This window comes from Rhizobium sp. CCGE 510 (assembly GCF_000292525.1).
In the GTDB taxonomy this organism is placed as follows: Bacteria; Pseudomonadota; Alphaproteobacteria; order Rhizobiales; family Rhizobiaceae; genus Rhizobium.
In genome coordinates, this window is the sequence record NZ_AEYF01000026.1 from 131496 (window position 1) to 158290 (window position 26795).

Below are 26795 nucleotides of genomic sequence, written 5' to 3' on the forward strand. Positions count from 1 at the left end.
TTCCCGTGGTCGTCTCCGCGCCCCTTATTGCTTTTGTCGAGCGCCGGAAAATCGCCAGTTGCCTTTGTTTTTCATCTGGCGGATAATTTGACCGATTGGTAAACATTACAACTTCCACCGCCGGGCTCAAGACGAAAATCACGAAAATCGCCGATAAAAATACGGGCAGTTGCTCAAGAATACGGCAGGGCATGTCTCCGGGTCAAACTTGAGCGAAGAAGTTGAATTTCAAGGGGAAACAACAGCCTGTGACCATACCGAGAGCAGCGAAAACCCTGAGGCGGACGCGAATCCAGGAGGAGAAAGAAGAGCAGATCCTGGAAGCGGCGCTCGACGTATTTTCGGTAAGCGGCTTCCGCGGCTCGACCATCGACCAGATCGCCGAGGTGGCCCGCATGTCGAAACCCAACCTGCTCTATTATTTCCGCACCAAGGAAGCGATGCACCGGGCGCTGATCGACCGGGTGCTTTACACTTGGCTGGAGCCGTTGCGCGCCTTCGATGCCGAGGGCAATCCAGAGACGGAAATCCGCAGCTACATCAGACGCAAGCTGGAGATGGCCCGCGACTTTCCGCGTGAAAGCCGGCTCTTTGCCAATGAGGTGCTGCAGGGGGCGCCGCATATCGAAGACGAGTTGAAGGGGCCGCTGAAGGAACTGGTCGACGAGAAGGCGGAGGTTATCCGTGCCTGGGCGAAATCAGGCAAGATTGCCAAATGCGATCCGTACCACCTGATCTTTTCCATCTGGTCGACGACGCAGCACTACGCGGATTTCGACGTCCAGGTCCGTGCCGTGCTGGGGCAGGAACATTCCGGCGAAGGGCGCTTTGAGGATGCGGCGCGGTTTCTGGAGCAGCTCTTTATCGGCGGGCTGCGACCGGATCGTCTCGAAACCTGAGTTTATTGCCTTTTGTGAAGCGGCACCCGGACCAGGGTGTTCATCACGCCTTCCATCGTATAGGGCTTCTGCAACACAGGCGCGTCGGAATGGCTGTTCGCCTGGGCAATGCCTTCTCCATAGCCTGTGGCAAAAACGAAGGGCACGCCGTCAGCTGCCAATCGGTCGGCAATGCCGAAACTCGTCTCGTCGCCGAGATTGACATCGAGAAGCGCCAGATCGAAAGAATGACCGGCCAGGATTTCCATCGCTTCGGCGACAGTTGGCGCCGTTGCCACGTCGGCACCCAGGCGGCGCAGGATGTCCTCTCCATCCATGGCGATGATCAGATTGTTTTCCACCAACAGTACCTTCAGGCCGGAGAGCGGCTGATGATCGTCGGGGATCGTCTTACGACCGGCCGCGCCATCCGGAACTGGATCTGGCTGTTCGCTCGTTGCTTTGACGACATACCGCGCCGGAATACAGAAATCCGCTTCGACCCCATCCTTGTTGTAGCGGACTTCGGCCTTGCCGCCGAGATCGTAGGGAATCGAACGGCGGATGATCGTTGAACCGAAGCCGTGGCGTTTGGGTTCGATGACGGGCGGACCATCCTTTTCGCGCCAGGCAATGCGCAGATTGCCGTCGTCGTCGCGGTGCCAGCCGAGTTGGACGGTGCCGCTGCCGGTGCCGGACAGGCTGCCATATTTGGCGCTGTTGGTCATCAGCTCGTGGAAAACGAGGGCGGCGGTGGAAAAGGCCTGCGGTTCTAAGAGCACGTCCTCGCCGCTCATCTGGATGCGCTGTGCATTTTTCCCGAGATAGGCGGCGGTCTCGGCCAGCAGCAATTGGCGCAGCGAGGCGGGCGCCCAGTGATCGCGAGTAATCTGGTCGTGGGCACGCGCGAGCGACTGGACGCGGCCCTCGATCTGGCGAATGTAGTCGCCAACGCTGACCGAGGTCGTCTGCGATTGCCGGATGATCCCGGTGATGAGACTCAATATGTTGCGGACGCGGTGGTTCAGCTCGGCGATCAGCAGTTCCTGGCGCTCGTTTGCGGTCTGGCGCGCCATGCTGGCCTCATCGGTGAGACGCAGCACCACCTCGATCAGCGTGACGCGGATCGTTTCGGCGACACGGCGCTCGGCCGCGGTAAAGGGGAGCGAGCGACCGCGCACCAGTTCTGACCAGGCATCGAAACTCTTGCGCGGCGTCAGCCGCGGGCCGTTCGGACCATATTCAACCGGCTTGTGCGGGTCGCCGCCCCAGCGGACGGTGCGCACCAACTCCTGGCGGAAAAGCACGACATAATCGCGGGGGGAACGCGAGATCGGGATGGCGAGCATACCTGCGACAGCCTCGTCGACCCCGAGATCCGGATAGGTCTCGGCGAGCCTGTCTACGGCATAGATGCGGCCGGCGGCGTTGCGATTGAGATGGCGAACGAGGGTTGCGAAGCTCTTCTCATCCGGCCCGATGCCGGCAAGCGCCAACCGACCGTTGATCCAGACGCCGATGCCGTCGGCGGGAATGGCGTCGGCGAGCGCCTCGATCAGCCAGGCCGGATCATCAAGCAGGCTGGCATTGTCGGCGACGGAGGTGAGAAGCCGGTCGGCTATGCGACGCGCCTTGGTCTCGTAGTCGAGCGCCAGCCGCCGTTCGCGGCTTTCGAGGCGTGACGCAAACATCTGGCCGAAAAGTTCAGCGGTGGAGCGGCTTTCAGCCGAGGGCAGGCGCGGGCCGTAATGATGGCAGGCAAACAGACCCCAGAGCTTACCGTCGACGACGATCGATATGGAGAGCGACGCGCCAACGCCCATGTTCTTCAGATATTCGATGTGGATCGGCGAGACCGAACGCAAGACCGACATGGAGAGATCGAGCGGCTGTCCATGCTCATCGCGTTCAGGAAGGATCGGAACCGGGACGGCGTCGACATCGGCAATGATGCGGAACAGGTTGCGCAGATAGAGGGCCCGCGCCTGCACCGGAATGTCGGACGCCGGATAGTGCAGCCCGAGGAACGAGCCGATGCCGGCCCGGGCAGCTTCTGCCACCACCTCGCCGGAGCCGCCGTCGTCGAAGCGATAGACCATAACCCGATCGAAGCCGGTCAGGGCGCGCGCCTGCCTTGCCCCGTCGCGAAAGAAAGCCTCCATGGTTTCCGTATGGTCGAGGCGGGACATCATGCTGCGCATAGAGAGGGAGGGGGCGTTGCGCCTATCTTCCTGGCAGCGCTCGCCTTCGACGATGACCCCGCCTTCATTCATGTGCACGGCAAGATCGAACCTGTTCTGATCGGGCGTCAGGGCAATGCCGAAAATGCGCTCGACGACGTCGGAACCGCGTAACGTGGTCAGCTTGTTGCGGATCGTGTGGAGTGCCTCGGGCGTGATCAGCGAGGTGACAGGCCGGCCGAGCGCGTCGGGCTGCGCAATGCCGAGGAACTCTGCCAGGTTTGCCGAGGCGCGCGTGACCATCCAGTCCGAGGATATCGCCAGGAGAAAGCCGAAGGGCTGAACCGATCCAAGCTGATGGATGGGCTCACGGTCGCAATTGGTGAGATCGACGGGTTCATACGAGCCGCTCATGGGACGGCTTCCAGTTCGAGTTGCCCGGCTTTGAGGAAGAGGTCGAAGATGCTGCGTGCCGCCGAAATGGCGGCGGCGGGATCGTCTAGATCGCTGGCATCGAGACGATCCATGAAGCTCCTCATGGCGCCCTTCGGGCCTTGAAGGCTGAGGTAGCTGCTGGGCAGGTGATCGGCCACGGTCTTGGCAAGCACGGCGCCGCCGAGTTTGGAGCCTTCAAGCACGTAGAGGGCGCCCCAGAGCGCTGCCTCGCTGTGCAATGCCGGCGGCGGAAGGGACGGGGGCAACGAATCGCCGAACTCCCGGATATCGGCGAGCAGCCCTTGCGTGCGCCGTCGTTCCGGCCAGTCGGGCAGCAGGCGGGCAATTCCCGCATCCTCGAGGGCGTCTTCGGACGCAGGTATGACCCGGGCATGTGCCTGCAGGAATGTTCTATACTGCTGTCTATTGGAGAGATCGAACGTGCCGAAAAGCTTGTCGACCTCGGCGTGGCAATCTGCTGTTTGTGCGCGGAGCACGCTGCGAAGTGACATGCGGACCGTGTTCTAGGTGAAATGGCATCTGATGCCGTTCATGGGGATGGCAAATTAGCGATATATTGCAGCATCCTGGTATTTCCAGGGAAACCCATAGAAAAAACATGGGCTTCTCCTCCTTTTACGTCCGGTTGATTATGAACCGTGCGCTCCTATGCGCCGGCGATCGCTTCGCTTTCGAAGGTCAAGCCCTCGTCGGCCCAGCCGGTCAAGCCGCCGATCATCAGCTTGGCCCTGAGGCCGAGCGTGGCCAGACGAAAGGCGGCCTTGTCGGCGCCGTTGCAGTGAGGACCGGCGCAATAGACGACAAAGAGGGTGTCCTTTGCCCATTCCGACATGCGGTGCGCGGTCATCTTGCCATGCGGCAGGTTGATCGCGCCCGGTACGTGAGACTGCGCAAACAGTGCCGGCGAGCGCACGTCGAGGAGGATGAAATCGACCCTGCCGCCGGCAAAGGCGGCGTGGACATCCGAGCAGTCGGTTTCGAAGGCGAGCTTGGCGGCATAATGGGCGGCGGCAGCATCGGGGGCTGCGGCGGGCAATTCGGCGACGGGGCTTGGCATCGTTTTTCCTTTCATAGGGCAATTGTCGCCTGGTATCGCCGATGCTAGAACTTTGCGAAACTGGCCATCATGACCGATAGCGTAAAGATCATGCCAAACTCATTACCACAGCAGACCAAAGGACCGCTGGTTGCAGCCCTTGCCTATGACGGGCTCTGCACCTTCGAATTCGGTATCACCTACGAAGTCTTCGGCCTGCCGCGCCCGGAGATGGGCGAAGACTGGTATCGCTTCTCGGTCTGCGGCATCGAACCGGGGCCGCTTCGCGCCGCCGGAGGGCTGACGGTCGCGGTCGATACGGGGCTGGAGGTGCTCGACGAGGCGGATCTGATCGTCGTGCCCGGCTGGCGGGCGATCGATGCGCCGGTGCCGGAGCCGCTCGCCGCAGCGCTGAGGGCAGCGCATCAACGCGGCGCGCGCATCATGTCGCTCTGCTCCGGCGTTGCGGTTCTTGCCGGATCCGGATTGCTTGCCAACCGCCGGGCGACGACACATTGGCGCTATGTGGCCTCTATCGCCGCCCGTTATCCAGACATCGCACTTGACGCCACCGTTCTCTACATCGACGAGGGCAGCCTGCTGACGGCGGCGGGCAGTGCCGCCGGCATTGATCTCTGCCTGCATGTGGTGCGCGGCGATTTCGGTTCGACAGCCGCAAACAGCGTCGCCCGCCGCCTTGTCGTGCCGCCGCACCGCGAAGGCGGGCAGGCGCAGTTTATCCACGCGCCGGTTCCAGAGGAACGCGAGGGCGTCCGCCTGAGCCCGCTGATCGAATGGATGCGCGGAAGCCTTTCTGAGGAGCAGCCGATCAGCCTGCTTTCCAAAAGAGCCGGCATGAGCATGCGTACTTTTCAACGACGCTTCGAAGCAACGACGGGTCTCAGTGTCGGCGCATGGCTGCTGAAGGAGCGTATGCGGCATGCCCGCGATCTTCTCGAGAAGGAGCTTGCGGTATCGCTCGACGACATCGCCGTCGCCAGCGGTTTCGGCACGCTGGCGACGATGCGACATCATTTTCGCAAACGGCTGAGCACGAGTCCGCATGCCTATCGGAAGTCATTTGGCGGATAGACGGGCTGACTCTGCGAACGTTGCCGGCGAGATCCAACGCCGCGGATCAATGTTTTCCGCGGCGCTGCAGATCGTTACTCCGCCGCTTGGCGGGCCATCGGGTTGTTCGGGTGCGTCGTCCAGTTGGCGTAGTTCGGGTCGACGGTGCGGCCGGTGCGCTTGTCGAGGGTGCCGGCGGGAAGCTGCTCCAGGGTGATGCAGTTCTCGACCGGGCAGACGCTGACGCAGAGATTGCAGCCGACGCATTCCTCATCCATCACTTCGAAATGGCGAACGCCGTTGACGACGTTGGTGATCGCCTGATGCGAGGTGTCCTCGCAGGCGATATAGCAGCGGCCGCATTTGATGCAGGCGTCCTGGTCGATCTTCGCCTTGGCGATGTAGTTGAGGTTCAGATACTGCCAGTCGGTGACATTGGGCACGGCGCGGCCGGTGATGTCGTCCAGGCTGCGATGACCCTTTTCGTCCATCCAGTCGGAAAGGCCCGTGATCATCTCCTGCACGATCTTGAAGCCATAGGTCATCGCCGCCGTGCAGACCTGGACGTTGCCGGCGCCGAGAACGAGAAACTCGGCGGCGTCCCGCCATGTGGTGATGCCGCCGATGCCCGAGATCGGCAGGCCGTAGGTTTCGGGATCACGGGCAATTTCGGCCACCATGTTCAGCGCGATCGGCTTGACCGCCGGGCCGCAATAGCCGCCATGGCTGCCCTTGCCACCGACCGTCGGGTTGGGGGCGAAGTTATCGAGATCGACGGAGACGATCGAATTGATCGTGTTGATCAGCGAGACGGCATCGGTGCCGCCGGCCTTGGCGGCGCGGGCAGGGCGGCGGATATCGCTTATGTTGGGCGTCAGCTTGGTAATGACCGGCATGCGGGTGTACTGCTTGCACCAGCGCACGACCATCTCGATATACTCAGGCACCTGGCCGACGGCGGAGCCCATGCCGCGCTCCGACATGCCGTGCGGACAGCCGAAGTTGAGCTCGATGCCGTCGGCACCGGTTTCCTCGACCAAGGGCAGGATCGACTTCCACGCTTCTTCCTCGCAGGGCACCATGATCGAGGCGATCAGCGCCCGATCCGGCCAGTTCATCTTGACCTGCTTCATTTCCCTGAGGTTGGTGTAGAGATCGCGGTCGGTGATGAGCTCGATGTTGTTCAGACCGAGCAGGCGGCGGTCGGCGCCCCAGATCGCGCCATAGCGCGGGCCGTTGACGTTGACGACAGGCGGGCCTTCCTCGCCCAGCGTCTTCCAGACGACGCCGCCCCAACCGGCCTTGAAGGCGCGTTCGACGTTGTAGGCCTTGTCGGTCGGCGGCGCGGACGCCAGCCAGAACGGGTTTGGCGACTTGATGCCGACGAAATTATTGCGGAGATCAGCCATTGTTCATTCTCCCCTTCAAGCAACTGCGACAGCCGGGGCGGCTGCTGCAGAGAGGGTGCGATGGATGGATTCAGCTGCGTCGCGACCATGGGCGACGGCGGAAACCGTGAGATCGTTGCCGCCGAAGACGCAGTCGCCGCCGGCCCAGACGCCATCGAGTGAGGTGTGGCCTTCAACATCGACGGCGATACGGCCGGATTCCATGCGCAGCGAACCGAGGCCGGAGGCATCAAAGCTTTGGCCGATCGCCTTGAAGATCTGGTCGGCGGCGATCACGCCGGTCTCGCCGGTGCCGATGAGGCGGCCTTCGAGAATCTTGGTATATTCCACCTCGATGGCGGCAACCTTGCCATCCTGCGGCAGGATCGATTTCGGCGCCAGCCAGTGGCGGATGATGACGCCCTTGGAGCTCGCCAGATCCTGCTCGAATTCCGATGCGTTCATGTGCTCCTTGCCACGACGGTAACAGATCGTCACCTCCTCGGCGCCAAGCAGCTTTGCCTGCACGGCAGCATCGATCGCCGTCATGCCGCCGCCGAGGACGACGACCCGGCGGCCGATGGGGATTTCGCTCTTGTCTTCAGCCTGGCGGAGTGCCGCGATGAAATCGACAGCGTCGTCGACGCCTGCAAGGTTTTCGCCGTCGATGCGCAGCGCGTTGACGCCGGCAAGGCCGATACCGAGAAAGACGGCGTCATACTGCGCCTGCAGATCGGCGAGCGAAAAATCGCGGCCGAGAAGAGCGCCGTGGCGAACCTCGATGCCGCCGATCGAAATGATGTAGTCGACTTCCTGCTGGGCGAAATCATCGACCGTCTTGTAGGTGGCGATGCCGTATTCATTGAGGCCGCCGGACTTTTCCCGGGCATCGTAGATGACGACAGTGTGGCCCTTTACGGCCAGACGATGGGCGGCGGCAAGGCCGGCCGGGCCTGCGCCGACGACGGCGATCGTCTTTCCTGATGCTTCGGCCCTGGCGTAGAACTGCCTGCCGGCCTGCATGGCGGCATCGGTCGCATAACGCTGCAGCCTGCCGATCTCGACGGGCCGCTCTTCGGCAGTGTTGCGCACACAGGCCTGTTCGCAGAGTTCTTCGGTGGGACAGACGCGGGCGCACATGCCGCCGAGAATGTTCTGGTCGAAGATCGTCTTTGCCGAGCCGATCGGATTGCCGGTCGAAATCTGCCGGATGAACAGCGGAATATCGATCGAGGTGGGACAGGCCGTCATGCACGGCGCGTCGTAACAGAAATAACAGCGGTCGGCGGCGACCAGCGCCTCATGATTGTCGAGGCGCGGATGAAGATCGGAAAAATTAGCGTCATACTCGGCGGGCGAAAGCCGGCCGGCATGAATCCCAGTTTCCAGTCGTTCCATTGAAGTTCCCTCATTATTGGTAAACGGCCTGTGAGGGAAAGCGTAACGCAGGTTTAAAAATTTATCAAACGGTAAAATTTTGAGCACCTTTTCCTGCTTGCCCTAAGATAACTATCTGTTTCCTCTTATTAATTTGTACCGGTCGATTTCGCTGAAACGACAGGGCGTGCGTCACCGTCAGGACTTCCAAAAAAAGATTCGAAAAAGTCGGATTTTTTTGTTGGAGAAGGGAACCAATGCTGGGTGTCGTCGTTATTGCGATATCCGGATGGTGACCGCATCGACCCAACATGCGCGCCCCCAACCCACTATCCGGACGTACTCACGGTCCCCTCCCGGTGAGTGAAGACAGCCGGTGCGCCGCCCTCGCACCGGCTGTTTTTCCGGATACGACGGTTTGTTTTCTGGTTTGTGTTCCTGGGCTGTCACACGCGCTTAAAGATTTCGAATTCGCTTTCCGGAATGGTCAGGCGATATTCGATGCGGCCGGGCACGAGGCTCAGCTCCGCCCTGCCATTGACCGACGAGGGCACGACACGCTCCAGCACGGTGCGGCCGAAGCTGTTGTCGCTGAATTCGTGGACTTCCAACTGGTTCTGCAGCACCTCTACCCAGGTTACTTCGATCGCCTTCCTGTCGCCGATCATGGCGTCGCGGCAATTTAGCGTGATCGAGGCATTGCCACCGGAAATCGCGCCGTAGGAGGCGGAGTTGACGATGAGTTCGTGGAGGGCGAGCCCAAGATGAACGGCGGCGTTCGGCGTCAGGTGAGCGTTGATGCCGTAGATCGGCATGGAACCGGCTGTTTCCGGCCAGTAAGGGGCGAATTGCTTTTCGGCAAGTTCGAAGAGATAGGCGCCGCGCCAGCTCGAATCTGTAATCAGATCCTGCGAATTGGAAAGCGATTGCAGCCGTCCGCGGAACTTGAGGAGGAAGGTGTCGAGAGAGAGCGTGTTGCGCGCCGTCTGGGTGGCGATGCCCTGGATGATGGCAAGAAGGTTTTTCGAGCGGTGCGAGAGCTCGCGCAGCAGCGATTTCAACACTTTTTCACGATGCCGGCTTTCGGTGACTTCAGCCATAACCGACAGAAGACCGTGTGTGCCGCGTTCGCCGGTGCGTTGTACCTTTAGCTCATAAGTGCGCATTTCGCCGTCGACGTCGATCTCCACCTCGGCATTGTTGGGGATACCGGTTTCCAGCACTTTGTGTTTCAGTGCCGTCAGATACCGGCCGTGCGCGTCGCCAAAGAGAGCCGCATCTCCGCCGCCCGGTATGAAGAGCGCTGCGAAATGCGGCGGCAGATTTTCGGCGTAGAAGATTGAAAGGCGGGCGTCCTGACAAAGGATTGAAATCCCGGCGCTGCCGAGCGCGCGTTCCATCATTGCGGCTTTGCCTTCGAAGGTAAAAGGCATGCCGGACAATGGTTCCGTCGTATTCACTCGGCCGCCTTTCCTTGTGACATCTTGAACGTCGCTGAAGGAAGCGCCATTAGACGCCGCCCATCAACTCTAGAACAAAGCGCTGCAAAAACCGTTAAAAGCCACCGGAGCGTCCCGGTAGCACCGGAACGCCTGTTTTGGCGATTTGGTTCCGAAGGCCGGGAAATTGCGTATCAGGCGGCCACTCTGGTCGATTCGTTGAAGAAAAGAGCTTGGCTAATCAATGCCTTGACCATGTCTGGATTGAAGGGCTTGGTGACGAGGAATGTCGGTTCAGGCCGCTCGCCGGTCAGAAGCCTTTCCGGGAAAGCGGTGATGAAGATCACCGGCACGCTGGACGTCTTGAGGATGTCGTTGACAGCGTCGATGCCGGAGCTGCCGTCGGCCAGCTGGATGTCGGCCAAAACCATGCTCGGTTTGGTTTTGTTGTAGAGCGCAACGGCCTCGGCGTGCGTGCGGGCAATACCGGTGACGCGATGGCCGAGGCTTTCGACCATTTGCTCGATATCCATGGCAATCAGCGGTTCGTCCTCGATGATCATGATGTCGGTTGCGACCTGACGGGAAATCTCCTGCGAGGCCATGTCGAGCAGACGCATGACATCCTGTTCGTCGAGTTCCAAGATTTCGCCGATCTCGGCGACGCGGAAATTCTCTACGGAGGCAAGCAGGAAAGCCTGACGGGCGCCCGGCGAAACCTTGGAAAGGTTGAGCGTGGCGCGCTGTTCCCAGGCATAGGGCGAGGTCGGTTCTGGAATCTGGACCGCGGTGGAACCAAACAATTGCGTAAACAGTTTGTAGAGTGCCACCCGGTCATTCGCCGTATCCGGGAAAATCGTGAGATCGGCGATGATGGCTTCGAGAACGGCGGCGACATAAGCGTCGCCCGAAGTCTGAGTGCCGGTAAGGGCGCGGGAATAGCGGCGCAGATAAGGAAGGTGCGGCGCAATTCGAGTGGAAAGTGTCATTAAGGGCTCCCGTATGCAGGCCGGTCATTGGCTTCAATGAGCGGTAAACGTCACCTTGATAAAAAAGTTCCGGAACGGCAGGAACTTTTTTTGTCGCGCCGCATTATTCCAGCCGACGAGGAAAGGGCGTAGCGTTTTGACCCATGCAACAAAAGATGCCAGCGACATCGACAATCGGAAGGTCGGTGTCGATGGTTGAAATCGTGATCGATCCCATGCACGCCCCAACAGACAACCGGCGAGAAGACGAATTGATGACTACACGCAAGAAAGAAGCAGCCGATCAGCGCAAGCTGGAGCTGCGGGCAAGCGATATCCTGGACCCGAACAATCAGATCGGCGTCAGGCTGCGGTCGCTCTATGCCTCTGCGCAGGAGGAAGCGATTCCTGATCGTTTTCTCGATCTTCTCGAAAAGCTCGACCATGCCGAAATGATGGCTTCTGCCAAGATGGCCGAATAGGATCATGCGCATGGAAGACAAAGCGCAACCCAGCTTCAAGCGGGAACTGCTGGCGGCCCTCCCAAGTCTCCGCGCCTTCGCAATATCGCTCATCGGGCGGCATGATCGTGCCGACGATCTCGTGCAGGACACCATCATGAAGGCCTGGGCCAAGCAGGATCATTTCGAGATGGGCACGAATATGAAGGCTTGGCTGTTCACGATCCTGCGTAATGAACTCTACAGTCAGATGCGCAAGAGCGGCCGCGAGGTCCAGGACAGCGACGGGCTGTTCACGGAATCCATGGCGATGCACCCCTCGCAATATGGCGCGCTCGATCTGCAGGACTTCAAAAAAGCACTCGACCAACTGCCGCCGGATCAGCGCGAGGCGATCATCCTCGTCGGCGCCTCAGGCTTCTCCTACGAGGAGGCAGCCGAGATTTGCGGCTGTGCTGTCGGCACCATCAAGAGCCGCGTCAATCGCGCCCGCCAGCGGCTGCAGGAATTGCTGCAGATATCCGGCGAGGCCGATTTCGGCCCCGACGCCACCTCGGCGCCGCTGACGTCGAAGGCGTTTGCGTTCTGATGAGCGATTGAGAAGCCGGTCGCCTGTTGAGGCGCCGGCTTTTTTGCGTTGTCGGGAGCGCGAGGCTGCCGCGTGCGCAAGCTCTATGCGGGCGCTAACCTCTCCACCCCGTTCCTGTGCCCGTTACAGCAATCCAGCGCGCCCAAGTCCTTGGGCGCGAAAGACTTTCCCCGTTTTTAAGGTGTCGGCTCATTCACGGCGCGGAGGCGCCGTGGCTGGATTCCTGTGACACGCACAGGAATGAGGGAGGATGGGGGTGGCGTCCGCGTCCATTCTCCGCGCATACGGTCGGAGAACATGCCACTTCTCCCTCCTCAATCCTCGCGCTTCGAACCCACCAGATTGGCTGCCACGAATGCCGCTAGCACGCCGGCGGTCAGAAGCGGCTGGGCGCGGATGAGGCCGAGGCCAACAGCTGCTAAGGATTCCATCGTCGCGCGGCGCTCGCGGGCGCGACGTTTCTCCCGGGCATTCATGACCGCCATTGCCACCAAGGCAATGATAGCGATCAGCAATGCGCCCGCCGCCAGGAAGAGAACGGCGGCGAACGCGCCGTAGATTCCGGCGAGCCAGATGGCGCCGGCGGTGACGGCCAGCGCGTAGGCGGTGAGGAGACAAAGGGCGGCAAGCGCGATGAAGATGCTATTGCGCTTGGCGCGCGCAACGGTCCGCTGCACGTTTGCGCCCGTCACCAGGCTGAGGATCGAAAACAGCATCGCGCGTCCTCAGCGCCGGGCAAGGAAGGCGATAGCAAGGCCGAAAGCGGCTGCGGCGCCGATCGTGGCCAAGGGATGTTTGCGGACGGTCTCGCGCATTTCGGTCGCGCTACGTTCGTAGCCGTGCTGCAATTCGCGTAGCAGATCCTCGCTGCGGCCGAGCAGTTCCTCATAACCGGCACCGGCTTGACTGCGGATTTTTTCACCCTGGTGGCGTGAACTCTTGCCGACGAGGCGGGTTAGTTCCGCGAGTTCGTCGCGCAGCGCCTCGACCTGCTCCTCAATACCGGATTCCAGATTGTGGAAGGTGCCGTTGCGGCGGCTGCGGCCGGACTGGAAGATAGAATAGCTCATGGCTGTCTCCATTGGCTGGGGCGCGCGCAAGCCCGCCTATTTCGCACTGGGGTCACCACCGTTCGTTGCATGAATAATATCGCCCGGCATTGACCCAGATCACTGCCCAAAAACGTGCCTGGCGATCAAAAGTTCCGCCGGGCGCTGGCTTTAACGCTGGGAAACGGCGCTGTGGGCGAGCACAAAGGGCGTGCCGTCGGCCGGCACCTGGTTGATCCGCAGCGGGCAGCCGAACACCGACAGCATTGTGTCATCCGTCAACACGTCACCGATGCTGCCGGCGGCGGCGAGACGGCCGGATTTCATCAGCACGACCCGGTCGGCAAAGAGCGCCGTCAGGTTGAGATCATGCATGACGGCGATGACGCCGCCGCCGCGTTCGCAGAAATTGCGGGCAAGGGTCATGATCGTCAGCTGGTGGCTGATGTCGAGGCTTGAGACCGGCTCGTCGAGCAATAGCCAGCAGGGTTTGCCTTCGACGACAGGCTCGGCGATCTGGCAGAGCACGCGGGCAAGCTGCACGCGCTGCTGCTCGCCGCCGGAGAGTTCCTGATAGAAACGGCCTTCGAAGCCGGTCAAGTCGACGGAGGAAAGTGCCGCGGCGGCCGTTTGCTCGGCCTTGTCGGGATTGAGGTTGAGGCCTGATGTCAGGCCCATGCGGACGATCTCTCGCACGGTGAAGGGAAAGGAGATGGTGCTTGCCTGCGGCAGCACGCCACGAACGGCTGCAAGCTGCCAGGGTGACAGCCCTTTGACCTCGTTGCCGCCGATGCGCACCGAGCCGCCATAGGCAAGTTCGCCGGAGATGGCCTTCATCGTCGTCGTTTTGCCGGAGCCGTTCGGCCCGGCAATCGCCGTCAGCTCGCCGGCCATTGCCGTGAAGGCGACGTCGCTGATGATGGCCTTGCCGGAAAGGCGCACCGAGACGCCGGAAACTTCGATCATTAAACGTTACTCACAGGGCCAGCCGCGAACGCTGCTTGAGCAGGATCCACAGGAAGAAGGGTCCGCCGACCGCCGCGGTGATGATGCCGATCGGCAGTTCGGCAGGCGCGACCAGGGTGCGCGCCAGGACATCCGCGAAGATCAGCAGAGAGCCGCCGAGAAGGGCTGCGGCCGGCAGCAGAAAACGATGGTCCGGCCCGATCGCCATCCGCAGGATATGCGGCACGACGATGCCGACAAAACCGATGCCGCCGCTGACGGCGACGGACGCGCCGGTCGCCGCGGCGACGCCAACGATCGCGATATTCTTCAGCCGCTGCACCGGCACACCCATATGGAAGGCGGCCGCCTCGCCGAGTGTCATGGCATTGAGGCCGCGAGCCATGAAGGGCAGGGTGGTGAAGGACAACAGAATGATCGGGCTGGCGGCGGCGATCTTCGTCCATGTGGCGCCGGCAAGCGAGCCCATGCTCCAGAATGTCAGGTCGCGCAGTTGCTGGTCGTTGGCCATGTAGATCAGCAGTCCTGTCATCGCCATTGCGAGCGCACCGAGAGCGATGCCGGCAAGCAGCATCGTCGCCACCGAGGTCTGACCGTGACGGGTGGCGATCCTGTAGAGCAGCAGCGTCGTGACGAGACCGCCGCCAAAGGCGGCCGCCGGCAGGGCATAGATGCCGAGAAGCGCTTGAAGCGGAGCTGCAAGGCCGCCGCCGAGCACGATCATCGTGACCGCGCCGAGGCTTGCACCGGAGGAGACGCCGACGAGGCCGGGATCTGCCAGCGGATTGCGGAACAGGCCCTGCATCACTGTGCCGGAGACGGCCAGCGAGGCGCCGATCAGGAAGCCGAGGATCGTGCGGGGAAGGCGGATATCGAAGATGATGATCCGGTCACGGGCGCTCAGCGCCGTCTCAGAGCCGGCCATGTTGCCGATAACGTCGAGGATCGAGGCATCCGAGGCGCCCGTCGTTACCGAAAACAGCATCGAGAAGACCGCGCCGATGACGAGCAGCGCGACGACCAGCAAGGCGAGCCGTGTCCTGTCGCCCGCCTGCCGATTTCTGCGGATCTCCACCATCGGGAATGGTCGCCTTCGTTCCATCATGGCTTGCGGCAGGGTCATGATCAGCGCCCGTAGATCGCCATGTTGAGTTCACGCGCGGCGGCGGCGGTGCGCGGGCCGAAGCCGAGCAGGTAGATGCCGTCCATGCGGATGATCGCCTTGTTCTCGCCAGCCGGCGTCAGTGCGATCGCCGGCTGAGCCAGCAGGTCCTCGTTCTTGGTGCCGGCGCCATCGCCGCGGTTCATCATCAGGATGATGTCGGGCTTGGCCTCGATGATCGCCTCGTCGGTCAGCGGTTTGTAACCCGGGAATGCGCCGACGGCGTTGATGGCGCCGGCGAGCTTGACGATGCCATCGGCCGCCGTGCCGGTGCCCGATGCCATGATCCGGCCGTTCTGGGCGCTGAGGATGAATAGAACGCGCTTGCGCTCGGCCTCCGGACGCTTTTCGGCATCGGCGATCGCCGCATCGAGATCGACTGCCACCTTGTCTTCAAGCGCCTTCGCCTTGTCAGGCACGCCAAGCAGCAAACCCACCCGGTCGATCTTGGCGATGATGCCATCGCGGGTAAAGGGGCTCGGCACGGTCTCGAAGGGCACGCTGGCACTCTTCAGCACAGCCAGCGCCTCCTTCGGGCCCGAACCCTCGACGGCGATGATCGCCGTCGGGTTCATGGCGAGGATACCCTCCGGCGAGAGCGCCCGCATGTAACCGACATTGGGCAGCTTCAGCGCCGCCTCGGGGTATATGCTTGTCGTATCGCGGGCGATCAGCCGGTCTTCCTCGCCGAGCGCATAGACGATCTCGGTGATATCACCGCCGACCGAAACCAGCCGCGACGTGTCGAGCTTGTTTTCCTCGGCATGGGCGGCGCGGACGAAGGCTAAGCCTTTGACCGTCGGCGCCGACGGGATCAGCGGCAGCGCCATCACGGCCGCCGTGAGGGCGAGTTCCCAGGGGCGGATCCGGCGCAGATTGTTACGCATCGTCATCGTCGCGATCCTTATGCGGCAACACTTGTTGCCCGCGGCAGATTTTCCATGATCTCGCGCCATTCGGCGCGTTCGTCGAAGCCTTCCTGCCGCTTGCCGAAGAACTGGATGATCATCTCGCCTTGGGTATTGTAGGTTTCGAGCGAGGTGACATGCCCATCCTTGGTCGGCTTGCGCACGGCCCAGGTCTCGGCGATTTGATCTTGCCGCAGATGCAGATGGAAGGTCGGGTCCATGATATTGATCCACGGACCCATGGCCTTCACGTTGAAGATCGGGCCGGAATGGATCTGGACGATGCCGTTATTGGCGACGAAGCACATGATCGGCAGGCCGGATTTCACCGAGGCATGCATCATCTCCGCCGTCGCGGTGTTGTCGAGCTTCCAGGCATAATCGTCGCCGACGCTGCGGATGGCCGCCTGGCGGCCGATCTTCAGGCGCTTCAGCATGCCGAAGAACTCGTGAGTATCGGTAAGCTTGCTCCAGTTGTCGCGCAGTTCGTCGCGGCTGACGTCGGCGGTTTCATCGACGGCATCCGAGGTCTGGGCCTCGACGAAGTCCTGAGACTGATCTTGGAGTTTCAATTCGGCGACCATCGCGTGATAGGCCTCGACATTCGAATTCGGACGCAGGTGCAGCTTGTGCACGGCGCAGCCCGCCTTGTCGAAATATTGCAGGCTGAGGCGCACCTGGTCGCCATCCTTCTTGGATACGGCGAAACCGTATTCCCAGCGGTTCGGGAAGATACGCAGGTCGATATTCTCGCCAAGCACGATCGCACTCTGCACGCCGCTTTTGATGTTTTCGAAGATGCCGATTTTTTCGTGCACGGCACTTTCGTTGCGCGACAGCGCCATCACTTCGCCGAGGCCGGCCACGCGTTCGAGGAGTTTCAGCGCGCTGCCATCGATGCGGGTCACGCTGATGCCGGTTTCGGCGGCAACGAGGGCTGCCTCGGAAATCTTCAGCTGGGCAGCGATCTCGCGCTCGCGCATCTTCGGATTTTCGGCGCGAAACGCACGGATTTCGGCTGGCGCCGGTCTTGTCTGCTCGGTCATGTGTTACCTACTATTGGCCCTATTTATTGAGAATGAGTTTGCCCTGCCGGGTGATCTTCAGGCGATAAATCAAACCGTCATGTCTGATCATGATCTCGTTCGTGCCGCGGAAAAGATCCGCGCTTTCGACGATCCGGTGTTGGCCCACGGGCTCGCTCGGCAGCGGCACGTGCTTAAAGTTATCTGGCTTTTCAACCATCATTTCGGTTGGCAATTCCGTGAGGCCGGGGATCAGTCGGTCCCCGGTTGTGATGACAATTAACTTGACTTTCTTACTCATAGTTTTTTAAAGACGCAATAGGAGACTAACGCAGTCAAGTTTTCGAAATTGCTGATACGAACTGCCTGCGGGCGGCTCGCGACGATGACGGAGGAGTTTTATGACAGGTAGGTTTGCGGCTGTAGCGGCCGGCATGGTGATGACGGTTTCAAGCCTATGTCAGGCGCAGGAGGCGGCACCGGCAGCTTCCCTCGATGTCGAACTCAATGCGCTGGCGCCCTCGCAGAAGGGCTGCATGATGACCTTCGTGGCACTGAACCAGCTGCCTGCCGCCATCAACAAGATCTCCTTCGAGCTTGCCTTCTTCAACGACAAGAATGCCGTCGACCGCATCACCGTTCTCGATTTCCGCGATCTGCCGCAAGGCAAGAAGCGCGTGCGCCAGTTCGATATGCCGAATGTCAAATGCGAGAGCGTGACCCGGATCCTCATCAACGACACGCCGGTCTGCGACGGCCCGGCGGCCGGCGAATGCATGAAGGGTCTCGTCACCCGTTCGCAGATTTCGGTTCCCTTCGAGGGCTAAAGATAACGCCGGGGATGAACCCCGGCGGACATGTTTCAGGCTGTCCGAGGCGTACAAAATGGCGATTTCAGCGAAGTCCAGATCGAGACATGTGCTCATCGCGGAGGCGGACGTCGCCGGCAGCCTCAACGACAATACGCCTGGTATGCATCCCGGCCACGAGCTCCCTGAACTGCGCAATGCCCAGCGGCAGCCGGCCGGCGAGGCGGTGATCCACTATACGCGTTTTGCGCAGATAGCCTCCTTTCCTGAGCATCCGGAAACCGCACTGGTCGCTCCCGCTTCCGCGCCGCCGATGGATGAAGCGGTGGAAAAGCAGGAGGACGAGAAGAAGCCGGTGCGGCGACGGGTGGCGCTGAGTTGTGTCGGTTCGTTCTTTTTTCATGCTGCCTTGGCCGCCACTCTGTTTATGGTTATGCCCAAGCTGTCGGATGAGACGCTGATGGAGGCAGGCGAAGCGATCAGCATCGTCATGCTCGGCAGTTCCGACGCCGATCAGAGCGCGGCCGGCGAGACTGAAGTGACCATACAGGAAGAAGTGGTTCCAGAAGCTGTTGAACCCGATACGGTCACGCCAGTCGAGACAGCGGAAGTACGGCCGGAAGCCATCCAGCCGGAAACTATCAAGCCGGCTGACGCGGAGCCGGTCGAAGCCCTTCAACCGACGCAGGAGGTTACGCGCCAGTCGGCGGAGACTGTGACGACCGCGGAACCGGAAGTGCTGGTATCGGAAACCCCTGCTGAAACTGCAGTTGCGCAGCCAATGTCGACAATGGTGCCGGAGCAATCTCCGGAGATGCCGATAATATCCACGCAGCCACCCGTCGCCGCTGCGATACAACCCGAGCCGCAAGAGATCAAACCTGTCGAGACGGCCGCAATTTCTCCTGAACCTCAGTCGCCGGCAGAGACGGTTACGCCACAACTGAAGCCGAAGCGGGAAAAGCCCGCGGAAAAGCAGCCGGCGGAAAGGAAACAGCCGCCGAAGAGGGCGCAAGGTTCGGAGGGAGATGCCAAACAGGAGGCACGCAGGGGGGCTGCGGACGGGCAGGCAAACGCCAATTCGAGTGATAATTCGCGCACGTCGGGTGGGAGGAATGGAGCCGGCGGTGCGTCGGAAGCCAATTACAAAGGTAAGCTTGTTGCGCGATTGTTCCGTTGCGTCGATCGGATGGAGTCGCGGTATCGCACTGCTCATGCAACCTTGACTGTTCGCATCACGGTCAGCCGCGACGGCGATATCACTGCATCGGGCATTGTCCGCGGCTCAAGCCTTCCCGAGGTTGACAGTGCCGCTCTTGCCAGGGTGGCTTCATGTAATCTTCCGGCTATGCCGGATGCAGTGGTGGCCTCCTCGCGTACCTACACCTTCCCGGTTCAGGTCACTCCGCGGTAAATATGATAAAAATAATCAACTTTATACTTTACTCTAAAAATCAGGTTTAATAAGGTCCACCCGCACACGCAGGAATCGTGTGACGATCAACGAGCGAACGGGTGGTATATGGCTCGCAAGGGCAAGAAGGGTTCGAACCGGGAGGTCCGCGTCAGCGCGGCCGAGGACGCTAACCAGATATCGGCCGGGCGATCCAAACTGGATGGCCGCAGTTTCCTCTATGTCGGCGGGCGTGACTGCCAGGTGGCGCATCTTCGCCAGATTGCCAGCAATTTCGGCGCCGAGCTCCTTCATCATGACGGCGGCCTGCGTGAAGCGGTTTCCCGCATCGATACCGTGCTGCCCTCGGTCGACTGCGTGTTCTGCCCGATCGACTGTATCAGCCACGATGCCTGCCTGCGCGTGAAGACCGGCTGCAAAAAGTTCGGCAAGGCTTTCATCCCGCTTCGCAACGGCAGCAAGTCGAGCCTGGAGCGCGCGCTGCAGACGATGAACGAACGAGATAGCTCCCGATGAACGACCAGCGTCCCGACGGCTTCACCATGATCGGCCTGCACAAGCTTGCCGCGCAGACAGGAGAGGGCCTCGTGCCAGAACTCTACGAACTTTTCCGCCAGCATGCCGAACGCCGGATCTACCAGAATGTGACGCTGTTCCCGACCTGGGAAGCGCGCATGCCCGGAGAAGAGACGACGAGGACGCTTGGCCCGGCGGCGGCAAACGGCAATAATGTTCTCGCTTTTCCCCCGTATGCGGCAAGGGCCGACAAGAGGAAGGCGTAAGGAGATCGCATGTACATCGCAATGAACCGCTTCAAGGTCGAAACCGGGAACGAAGGTGATTTCGAGACGGTCTGGCGCAATCGCGATTCCAGCCTGGCCGAAGTGCCCGGTTTCGTCGAATTCCGCCTGCTGCGCGGCAAGCTCAACGAAGAGGAGGGCTACACGCTCTATTCCTCGCACACGGTCTGGAACAGCGAAACGGATTTTCAGAACTGGACGAAGTCCGAGAATTTTCGCGCCGCGCATCGCAATGCCGGCGACCGAAAGGCGATGTATAAGGGGCCGCCTGTTTTCGAAGGCTTCAACGTGGTCGACGGCATATGAACGAAGGGCCAGATCGCATTGAGGTGCTGCCGGTCCTGCCGTCGCTCGATATCGACGGGACGCTTGCCTTCTACCGCGATGCGCTCGGTTTTTCAGAGATCGTGTACCACACGCCGGATTACTTGATCCTGCGGCGCGATGACATGGAACTGCATTTCTGGCGCACCGACGACGCCGCCCTTTGCGAGCAGACCTCCGTCTATCTCCGCGGCGGCGGCATCGATGCCCTTCACGCGGAATACCGCCAAAGGGGCGTCGAGCGCCTGACCGATATGGAAGTGCGACCCTGGAACATGGAAGAATTCTACATCCACGATCCGCACGGCAATCTCCTGCGTTTCGGCCGTATTCCGCAGCGGTGATCCTGCATCAGTTATCCGAGCGCCGGAAGACGGCGCCGGCGGCAACGGCCAGCCATCCTGCCATCATCGCGAAACCGCCGGTCGGTGCTGCCATGGGAAAGAGACCGGAGCCGGCAAAACGCAGTGAAACGAGATCAGCTGAAAAGAGCAGCGTGCCTAGCCCCATCAGCAAACCGGCCAGCCAGGCGGTTCTGATCCTGTCGACGCCGAGTGCCAGCGCCAGCAGGGCCGGCGCATGAGCTAGGCACATGGCCGATGCCGAGGCGAGCAGGTGGGCATCGCCGCCGCCATGCGCGGCAGCTGCCGAAAGCGCCACGCCGGAAAAACCAAACAGACCTGACAACAGGTAAAACAACGGCACGCAACGGTCGTTAAGGCGCATCGATCATTCCTTGTTCTGCATGTGATAGGCGAGGCGTTCCACCGGCGCCCAGATGAGATCGCGCAGCGCTTGGTTTGATATCGTCTCCTCGAGGGCGCGGCGGAAACAGAGCAACCATTCGTCGCGCTCGACAGGGCCGATCTCAGCGACGAAATGGCGGCTGCGCAGACGCGGATGGCCGCGCTTGTCGGTGTAGAGCGGCGGGCCGCCGAGATAACCGGTCATATATTCGTAGAATTTCTCTTCGCTGCCGGTCAGGCTTGGCGGATGCACAGCGCGCACGTTTCTCGCCTCGGGCAGCCTGTCCATCAGTTCGTAAAAGCGGTGCGTCAGCGCCCGCACGACGGGATCGCCGCCGATCGCCTGATATAAAGTGGTGACCTTCTCCGTCACAAAACCATCCCAGATATTATTCCCCAGCTTCTTCATGCACCGGGTGGAAAATGATCGCAACTGTCATCAAGCTGCCGCGGCATTTCGCGCATAATGCTTGCGTCACAGGGGCTTCAGCCGATTATTCTTGACAAAACCGTCCGGACGGTATCTTCTATTTGCATGTCGAACGCTCATCATCGCAAGAAACAGCCTGTCCTCGTGCGCCAGCAATTGCTGGATGTCGCGGCGCGCCTTGCTGCGAGCGAAGGCATGGCCGCCGTCACGCTCGATGCGGTGTCGGCCGCCTCCAGCGTCAGCAAGGGCGGGCTGCTGCATCACTTCCCAACTAAGAATGCGCTGCTCGATGCGCTGTTCGAGAGCCTGCTCGAAAGGTTCGACGCCAATATAGAGGAACTGATGCGCGGCGATCCGCTGCCGCAGGGCCGCTTCACCCGCGCCTATCTCAGGGCGGTATCCGGTCTCAAGGATCGTCCCGACGATTCCAGGAGTTGGACGCAGGTGACGATCGCGCTTCTTGCCGAACCCCGGCTACGTCTGCGCTGGCGCCATTGGGTGCAGGCACGGACTGAGGAATATATCGGCACCGATTCCGCGCTCGACGCGCAGGTCGTGCGTTTTGCCGCCGACGGTCTGTGGTTTGCGGATACGTTGGAAAGCCACGATATCGACGGCGTTCTGAGACGGGATCTTATCGATCGCCTTATCGAACTGACGGAAAGCAATTCGAGAAGGAATTCGCCATGAGCCAGGCCGCCGTCTACGGGCTGTTGTTTGCCGCCATCGTGCTCGAGGTCATCGGCACCACCGCGCTGCAGCTGTCGCAGCAGTTCACCCGCATCGGGCCGACGGCACTCGTCGTGGCCTGTTATGCGGCCGCCTTTTATTGCCTGTCGCTGACGCTAAAAAGCATCCCCGTCGGCATCGCTTATGCAATTTGGAGCGCTTTGGGAATCGTGCTGATTTCCTCTGTCGGTCTGGTCTTCTTCAAGCAGCGCCTCGACCTGCCGGCAATCCTCGGGCTCGGGTTGATCATCGCAGGCGTGATGGTCGTCAATCTGTTCTCGAAGTCTGTTTCACATTGATATTGCTGCGACATTTCCAAGCGGAATTTCCGCGGCCGGCCGGTAAATTTTCCCCTTTGTCAAATTCCTGACAAAGGTCTATGTCTTGCTTGGACGTAGAGGAGACGAGGCGCAACCAGCGCCATTTTCCAAAGCGCTTTGAATCCTGCCTTCCCGCCTATCGATACTTCCAGGTTCTACAGGAGCACATCATGGCCATTCGCACCGTCGTCTGGGGAGAGAATATCCACGAGACGACCAATGAAATCGTCCGTGGCATCTATCCCGAAGGCATGCACACGACGATCGCCAACGGGTTGAATACCGATCCCGGCATCTCGGCAACGACGGCAACGCTGCAGGAGCCGGAACACGGCCTTAGCGTAGCCCGGCTTGCCGAAACCGACGTGTTGACCTGGTGGGGCCATAAGGATCACGGCGCGGTCTCCGACGTCGTCGTCGAGCGGGTGGCCAAACGCGTCTGGGAGGGCATGGGCCTGCTCGTGCTGCATTCCGGCCATTTCTCCAAGATCTTCAAGCGGTTGATGGGTACGCCCTGCGCGCTGAAATGGCGCGAGGCGGGCGAGCGCGAGCGACTATGGACGATCAACCAGCGCCATCCGATTGCCGCCGGTATCGGCGAGCATTTTGAACTCGAAAACGAAGAAATGTACGGCGAGCAGTTTTCGGTGCCGGAGCCGCTCGAAACGGTGTTCATCTCCTGGTTCCAGGGTGGCGAAGTGTTCCGTTCCGGCCTGACCTGGCGGCGCGGCGCCGGCAATATTTTCTATTTCCGCCCCGGCCACGAGACCTATCCAACCTATCACGATGCCAATGTCCAGAAGGTGCTGATCAACGGCGTGAAGTGGGCCTATAACCCTGAGGGATCGTTGACGAGCATTACCGACGCCCCAAATGTGCCGGTAGAAAAGGCACTGGAGCCGATCGTCGAACGCGGCCCGAGACTGCACCAGGCCGGCGAAGCCGGTTACCGCTGAGGAGCATCCATGCGACTACTCGTTCTTGGTACGGGGGTGATGGCGAAAAACCAGCTCGCCCGCTTCCCCCTCATCGACGGCGTGACGGTGGTCGGTGCCGTCGACACCGATCCCGAGCGGCTTTCGGCCTTCGCCGACAAGTTCAACATCGAAAAGCGGTTTCTTTCACTGGAGGAGGCGATCGCCTGGGGTGAATTCGATGCGGCGACGAACGTCACGCCCGACCGGATCCATCACCCGACGACCATGGCGCTGATTGCGGCGGGCAAACATGTGTTCTGCGAAAAGCCGTTGGCGGAGAACTATGCGAAGGCGCTGGAGATGACGGAGGCGGCCGAAAAGGCCGGCGTCATCAACATGGTGAACCTGACCTACCGCAATGTCGCACCGCTGCAGCGCGCCCGTGAGATGGTACTATCAGGCGAGCTCGGCACGATCAGGCACGTCGAAGCCTCCTATCTGCAGAGCTGGCTCGTGTCGCGTGCCTGGGGCGATTGGCGCACGGAATCGACCTGGTTGTGGCGGCTTTCCACCGGCCACGGCTCGAACGGCGTGCTCGGCGACGTCGGTATCCATATCCTCGATTTCGCCGCCTATGGTGCGGCGACCGACATCGACCACGTCTTTGCGCGGCTGAAGACGTTCAACAAGGCGCCGGGCGGCCAGATCGGCGAGTATCTGCTCGATGCCAATGACAGCTTCACCATGTCTGTCGATTTCGCCAATGGGGCGCTCGGCGTCATCCATGCCAGCCGCTGGGCGACAGGGCATCTGAACGAGTTGAAGCTGCGCATTTACGGCGAGAGAGGCAGCCTTGAGGTCATCCATCGTCCGGGCGGCTCCGAACTGCATGGCTGCCTCGGCGAAGGTGTCGAAACCGCCACCTGGACGCAGATCGAGGTTGAACCGGTGGCGACCAATTACGAGCGTTTTGCCGAGGCCGTGGCAAGCGGCATCCAGCCGGACCCGAATTTCCGCCATGCCGCCAACCTGCAGAAGGTGCTCGATCTTGCAATGGTGACCGAGCGCGAGCGGCGCGAGCGTAAGGTCTGATCTGATATCGAACCGCTTGCGACAGTGACATCGCAGGCGGTTCGCTTGCCTTCACGCTGCCAGGCATAAAAGGGCAAGCCGCATGAAAAGTCTTCTGACAAGCTGGCCGCTTTGGGCGCTTCTTTCCGCCGGCTTCGCAGCGCTTACGGCGATTTTCGCCAAAGTCGGCGTCGAGAACGTCAATTCCGATTTCGCGACCTTCATTCGCACCATCGTCATCCTGCTGGCGGCGGGAGTGATGGTCTATGTCACCGGCAACTGGCAGGAGCCGTCCTCGGTATCGAGCAGAAGCTGGCTCTTTCTGGGGCTCTCGGGCCTTGCTACCGGCGCATCGTGGATTTGCTATTTCCGCGCGCTGAAGCTCGGTGATGCCGCCCGTGTCGCGCCGATCGACAAGCTATCCGTCGTCTTCGTGGCCGTCTTTGCCGTGCTGTTCCTGGGCGAACGCCTAACGCTTCCGAATTGGCTCGGCGTCGTTATGATTGCGGGAGGCGCCGTGCTCGTCGCTTACAGGGCATGAATCGGCGACACGCATAATGCGTTTTCGTCACACACGGAAAAAGGCCCTGCCGAAGCAGGGCCTGAAGTTGCCGAGCCGCAGCAAGCGGCTTCGGTTGCTGGATTATTCTATGACCTGAACCACGCGGTGGGTGCGGGGTTCGACGATCACATGTTGATTGTTGATGACCGTATAGGCATATTTCGGATTGTCTGGGACCGGTGTGACGACGACATCGGCCGGAAGCGGCTTGCCGACGACGATCGGCTCCTGGACGACCACGGAGGCGGTCGGGGCCGGCTGCTGCTGGACATAGGTCACGACCTCACGCGGCGGCGGATCGACTACGGCGCCGGCGACACCACCGGCCACGCCGCCAATGGCAGCACCCACAGGGCCACCGACGATCGCGCCGGTGATGGCGCCGCCGGCTGCACCGGTCACGGCGCCATCGGCGAGCGCGTTGGTTGCAAGTGACGACAGCGCAAGGGCGCTGGAGACAAGTAGAATCTTGTACATTTTGCTTTTCCTTTGCTGGGGTTGCATTTGGGTAACGACCGCGCCAATCCGAGGTTCCGGCGGCAGAGGGTCACGCTTTGGAAGGCCGATTCACATTCTGTGAGGCGGCCGAAGCCATCCGCCGCGGTTGGATTATTCCAGCCGCCGGCGGAAGAGCCAGGCGGCGGCGCTGAGTGTGACGGCGGCGATCAGCGCCAGCGGGATCGTCTGGTTCACCACCTCGCTCAAAGGGATATCCTTGAGGAAAACGCCTTTGACGATCACTAGGAAATAGCGCAGCGGATTGATCAAGGTCACCGGCTGCAGCCATGCGGGCATATTTTCGATCGGCGTCGCGAAGCCTGAGAGCAGCATGGCCGGGACCATGAACAGGAAGGCGCCGAGGATCGCCTGTTGCTGGGTCATCGATAGCGCCGAAATAAAAAGGCCGAGGCCGGCGACCGAGCCGAGATAAAAGACCGCGCTGCCGTAAAGCAGGAAAAGCGAGCCGCGCAACGGCACCTCGAAGAGGAAGACGGCGGCCAGGATATAGACGGTGATGTGGAAGAGGCCGATCATCATCGGCGGGATCAGCTTGCCGATCAGAATTTCGTGCATGCGCAGCGGCGAGACAATCAATTGATCGAAGGTGCCGAGTTCGCGCTCGCGGGCGATCGACAAAGCCGTGACGATCAGGCCGATCAGGAGCGCGATGCTGGCGATCAGGTTCGGCACCATGAACCATTGGTAGGTGAGGTTCGGGTTGAACCAATTGCGCGGTACGGTCGAGACGATCTCGGCACCGGCACGCCGGCCGGCCGGCGTCTCGGCGGCGAGAGCCGCGGCGATCTGCTGGAGATAGCCAGCGACGATCTGCGAGGCGTTGGAGCGGCGGCCATCGAGCACCACCTGCAGATCAACAGGCGTTCCCGCCTCGATATTGCGTGAAAAATCCGGGCCGATTTCGACCGCTGCAATGGCCGTCTGGGTATCGATTGCCAGTTTGACGTCCGCCTGGCTACCCGCCATCTCGATCCGGCGGAAGGTCGGCGAGCCATCGATGCGCTCGATCAGCTCCTGGCTCCAGTGGCCGCTGTCGCGATTGAGGATCATGACGTCGACATTGCGCACTTCGAGTGTCGCCGCATAGGAAAAGACCAGAAGCTGGACGATCGGTGGGCCGATCAGGATGGCGCGGCCCTTGGGGTCGCGCAGCACGGCGAGCAGTTCCTTGATGATCAGGGCGTAGAGCCTTGTCCACATC

33 protein-coding genes are annotated in these 26795 nt (G+C 61.1%); 15 read left to right on the plus strand and 18 right to left on the minus strand.

Annotated elements, in window-relative coordinates; all coding sequences use genetic code 11:
* The first annotated feature begins 221 nt into the window (after positions 1–221).
* Complete coding sequence (locus RCCGE510_RS13665) at positions 222–899, plus strand: TetR family transcriptional regulator C-terminal domain-containing protein (protein WP_007630746.1); 678 nt, start codon at positions 222–224, stop codon at positions 897–899.
* Positions 900–901: 2 nt separating this feature from the next.
* Here the strand turns inward: RCCGE510_RS13665 and RCCGE510_RS13670 are convergent, their stop codons facing one another.
* From RCCGE510_RS13670 to RCCGE510_RS13680, 3 genes are all read right to left on the minus strand, one after another.
* Complete coding sequence (locus RCCGE510_RS13670; protein WP_007630747.1) at positions 902–3472, minus strand: HWE histidine kinase domain-containing protein; 2571 nt, start codon at positions 3470–3472, stop codon at positions 902–904.
* Positions 3469–4005: a biliverdin-producing heme oxygenase gene (locus tag RCCGE510_RS13675; protein WP_007630748.1), complete on the minus strand. Its 537-nt coding sequence runs from the start codon at positions 4003–4005 to the stop codon at positions 3469–3471. Before RCCGE510_RS13675 ends, RCCGE510_RS13670 begins: the two co-directional genes overlap by 4 nt.
* A 155-nt stretch (positions 4006–4160) precedes the next feature.
* On the minus strand, positions 4161–4571 hold the full coding sequence (locus tag RCCGE510_RS13680; RefSeq protein ID WP_007630750.1) for a rhodanese-like domain-containing protein: 411 nt from the start codon (positions 4569–4571) through the stop codon (positions 4161–4163).
* Positions 4572–4640: 69 nt separating this feature from the next.
* On the opposite strand from RCCGE510_RS13680, the gene ftrA reads away from it, so the two are divergent.
* Positions 4641–5642 carry a transcriptional regulator FtrA gene (gene ftrA, locus RCCGE510_RS13685; RefSeq protein WP_007630751.1) on the plus strand — a complete coding sequence of 334 codons (1002 nt, stop codon included), beginning with the start codon at positions 4641–4643 and terminating at the stop codon, positions 5640–5642.
* A gap of 74 nt (positions 5643–5716) precedes the next feature.
* On the opposite strand, the gene preA is transcribed toward ftrA, so the two are convergent.
* The 4 genes from preA to RCCGE510_RS13705 all read right to left on the minus strand — a co-directional run bounded on the left by preA (position 5717) and on the right by RCCGE510_RS13705 (position 10814).
* A complete protein-coding gene (gene preA / locus RCCGE510_RS13690) occupies positions 5717–7030 on the minus strand; it encodes an NAD-dependent dihydropyrimidine dehydrogenase subunit PreA (RefSeq protein WP_007630752.1) in 1314 nt (437 codons plus the stop codon).
* A gap of 15 nt (positions 7031–7045) precedes the next feature.
* Entirely contained in the window at positions 7046–8407 is a 1362-nt protein-coding gene (locus tag RCCGE510_RS13695; RefSeq protein WP_007630753.1) for an NAD(P)-dependent oxidoreductase, read from the minus strand.
* A gap of 425 nt (positions 8408–8832) precedes the next feature.
* Positions 8833–9828: a sensor histidine kinase gene (locus RCCGE510_RS13700; protein WP_192815309.1), complete on the minus strand. Its 996-nt coding sequence runs from the start codon at positions 9826–9828 to the stop codon at positions 8833–8835.
* Between the two features lie 191 nt (positions 9829–10019).
* Positions 10020–10814 (minus strand): response regulator, encoded by a 795-nt coding sequence (locus tag RCCGE510_RS13705; protein ID WP_003581798.1) that lies wholly within the window; start codon positions 10812–10814, stop codon positions 10020–10022.
* A gap of 254 nt (positions 10815–11068) precedes the next feature.
* On the opposite strand from RCCGE510_RS13705, the gene RCCGE510_RS13710 reads away from it, so the two are divergent.
* Together RCCGE510_RS13710 and RCCGE510_RS13715 are read left to right on the plus strand one after the other, a co-directional pair.
* Positions 11069–11275, plus strand: a complete 207-nt coding sequence (locus RCCGE510_RS13710) for a NepR family anti-sigma factor (RefSeq protein WP_007630755.1) — start codon at positions 11069–11071, stop codon at positions 11273–11275.
* A gap of 10 nt (positions 11276–11285) precedes the next feature.
* On the plus strand, positions 11286–11843 hold the full coding sequence (locus tag RCCGE510_RS13715) for an RNA polymerase sigma factor (RefSeq protein WP_007630757.1): 558 nt from the start codon (positions 11286–11288) through the stop codon (positions 11841–11843).
* 314 nt (positions 11844–12157) lie between these two features.
* Here the strand turns inward: RCCGE510_RS13715 and RCCGE510_RS13720 are convergent, their stop codons facing one another.
* The 7 genes from RCCGE510_RS13720 to RCCGE510_RS13750 all read right to left on the minus strand — a co-directional run bounded on the left by RCCGE510_RS13720 (position 12158) and on the right by RCCGE510_RS13750 (position 17176).
* Positions 12158–12559, minus strand: a complete 402-nt coding sequence (locus RCCGE510_RS13720; RefSeq protein WP_007630758.1) for a hypothetical protein — start codon at positions 12557–12559, stop codon at positions 12158–12160.
* A 9-nt stretch (positions 12560–12568) separates the two neighbouring features.
* Positions 12569–12913, minus strand: coding sequence for a DUF883 family protein (locus tag RCCGE510_RS13725; RefSeq protein WP_007630759.1), 345 nt, complete (start codon positions 12911–12913; stop codon positions 12569–12571).
* A gap of 150 nt (positions 12914–13063) precedes the next feature.
* Positions 13064–13858 carry a heme ABC transporter ATP-binding protein gene (locus tag RCCGE510_RS13730; protein WP_007630760.1) on the minus strand — a complete coding sequence of 265 codons (795 nt, stop codon included), beginning with the start codon at positions 13856–13858 and terminating at the stop codon, positions 13064–13066.
* A gap of 10 nt (positions 13859–13868) precedes the next feature.
* Complete coding sequence (locus RCCGE510_RS13735) at positions 13869–14981, minus strand: iron ABC transporter permease (protein WP_037078622.1); 1113 nt, start codon at positions 14979–14981, stop codon at positions 13869–13871.
* A gap of 2 nt (positions 14982–14983) precedes the next feature.
* Positions 14984–15913 carry a hemin ABC transporter substrate-binding protein gene (locus RCCGE510_RS13740; protein WP_007630762.1) on the minus strand — a complete coding sequence of 310 codons (930 nt, stop codon included), beginning with the start codon at positions 15911–15913 and terminating at the stop codon, positions 14984–14986.
* A gap of 11 nt (positions 15914–15924) precedes the next feature.
* Positions 15925–16974, minus strand: coding sequence for a hemin-degrading factor (locus RCCGE510_RS13745; RefSeq protein ID WP_007630764.1), 1050 nt, complete (start codon positions 16972–16974; stop codon positions 15925–15927).
* A gap of 19 nt (positions 16975–16993) precedes the next feature.
* Entirely contained in the window at positions 16994–17176 is a 183-nt protein-coding gene (locus tag RCCGE510_RS13750; protein ID WP_037078625.1) for a hemin uptake protein HemP, read from the minus strand.
* Between the two features lie 178 nt (positions 17177–17354).
* Between RCCGE510_RS13750 and RCCGE510_RS13755 the strand changes: the two genes are divergently transcribed.
* The 6 genes from RCCGE510_RS13755 (at position 17355) to RCCGE510_RS13780 (ending at position 20644) form a co-directional block, all read left to right on the plus strand.
* Positions 17355–17780 carry a hypothetical protein gene (locus RCCGE510_RS13755; protein WP_007630766.1) on the plus strand — a complete coding sequence of 142 codons (426 nt, stop codon included), beginning with the start codon at positions 17355–17357 and terminating at the stop codon, positions 17778–17780.
* Between the two features lie 58 nt (positions 17781–17838).
* Positions 17839–19176, plus strand: coding sequence for a TonB family protein (locus RCCGE510_RS13760; RefSeq protein WP_007630767.1), 1338 nt, complete (start codon positions 17839–17841; stop codon positions 19174–19176).
* A gap of 108 nt (positions 19177–19284) precedes the next feature.
* Positions 19285–19692 carry a DUF2325 domain-containing protein gene (locus RCCGE510_RS13765; RefSeq protein WP_007630768.1) on the plus strand — a complete coding sequence of 136 codons (408 nt, stop codon included), beginning with the start codon at positions 19285–19287 and terminating at the stop codon, positions 19690–19692.
* Positions 19689–19958 (plus strand): hypothetical protein, encoded by a 270-nt coding sequence (locus RCCGE510_RS13770; protein WP_007630769.1) that lies wholly within the window; start codon positions 19689–19691, stop codon positions 19956–19958. Before RCCGE510_RS13765 ends, RCCGE510_RS13770 begins: the two co-directional genes overlap by 4 nt.
* 9 nt (positions 19959–19967) lie before the next feature.
* The gene (locus tag RCCGE510_RS13775) at positions 19968–20282 is read left to right on the plus strand and encodes an antibiotic biosynthesis monooxygenase (protein WP_007630770.1); all 315 of its coding nucleotides are present in this window, start codon (positions 19968–19970) and stop codon (positions 20280–20282) included.
* Entirely contained in the window at positions 20279–20644 is a 366-nt protein-coding gene (locus RCCGE510_RS13780; protein WP_007630771.1) for a VOC family protein, read from the plus strand. The genes RCCGE510_RS13775 and RCCGE510_RS13780 overlap by 4 nt, the downstream gene beginning before the upstream one ends.
* A 7-nt stretch (positions 20645–20651) precedes the next feature.
* Here RCCGE510_RS13780 and RCCGE510_RS13785 read toward each other — a convergent pair whose 3' ends face one another.
* The gene (locus RCCGE510_RS13785; protein WP_007630772.1) at positions 20652–21026 is read right to left on the minus strand and encodes a DUF423 domain-containing protein; all 375 of its coding nucleotides are present in this window, start codon (positions 21024–21026) and stop codon (positions 20652–20654) included.
* 3 nt (positions 21027–21029) lie between these two features.
* Complete coding sequence (locus RCCGE510_RS13790) at positions 21030–21419, minus strand: group II truncated hemoglobin (RefSeq protein WP_037078668.1); 390 nt, start codon at positions 21417–21419, stop codon at positions 21030–21032.
* 162 nt (positions 21420–21581) lie between these two features.
* On the opposite strand from RCCGE510_RS13790, the gene RCCGE510_RS13795 reads away from it, so the two are divergent.
* The 5 genes from RCCGE510_RS13795 to RCCGE510_RS13815 all read left to right on the plus strand — a co-directional run bounded on the left by RCCGE510_RS13795 (position 21582) and on the right by RCCGE510_RS13815 (position 25054).
* Complete coding sequence (locus RCCGE510_RS13795; RefSeq protein WP_007630774.1) at positions 21582–22166, plus strand: TetR/AcrR family transcriptional regulator; 585 nt, start codon at positions 21582–21584, stop codon at positions 22164–22166.
* Positions 22163–22504 carry an SMR family transporter gene (locus tag RCCGE510_RS13800; protein ID WP_007630775.1) on the plus strand — a complete coding sequence of 114 codons (342 nt, stop codon included), beginning with the start codon at positions 22163–22165 and terminating at the stop codon, positions 22502–22504. The genes RCCGE510_RS13795 and RCCGE510_RS13800 overlap by 4 nt, the downstream gene beginning before the upstream one ends.
* A 191-nt stretch (positions 22505–22695) precedes the next feature.
* Positions 22696–23481, plus strand: a complete 786-nt coding sequence (locus RCCGE510_RS13805) for a trehalose utilization protein ThuA (RefSeq protein WP_007630776.1) — start codon at positions 22696–22698, stop codon at positions 23479–23481.
* 9 nt (positions 23482–23490) lie between these two features.
* Entirely contained in the window at positions 23491–24534 is a 1044-nt protein-coding gene (locus tag RCCGE510_RS13810) for a Gfo/Idh/MocA family oxidoreductase (protein WP_007630777.1), read from the plus strand.
* An 82-nt stretch (positions 24535–24616) separates the two neighbouring features.
* On the plus strand, positions 24617–25054 hold the full coding sequence (locus RCCGE510_RS13815) for an EamA family transporter (protein WP_007630778.1): 438 nt from the start codon (positions 24617–24619) through the stop codon (positions 25052–25054).
* 102 nt (positions 25055–25156) lie between these two features.
* Here RCCGE510_RS13815 and RCCGE510_RS13820 read toward each other — a convergent pair whose 3' ends face one another.
* Both RCCGE510_RS13820 and RCCGE510_RS13825 read right to left on the minus strand, forming a co-directional pair.
* Positions 25157–25552, minus strand: coding sequence for a DUF1236 domain-containing protein (locus RCCGE510_RS13820; RefSeq protein ID WP_003542187.1), 396 nt, complete (start codon positions 25550–25552; stop codon positions 25157–25159).
* A gap of 132 nt (positions 25553–25684) precedes the next feature.
* Positions 25685–26794: an ABC transporter permease gene (locus RCCGE510_RS13825; protein ID WP_007630779.1), complete on the minus strand. Its 1110-nt coding sequence runs from the start codon at positions 26792–26794 to the stop codon at positions 25685–25687.
* Between the last annotated feature and the right edge of the window lies 1 nt (position 26795).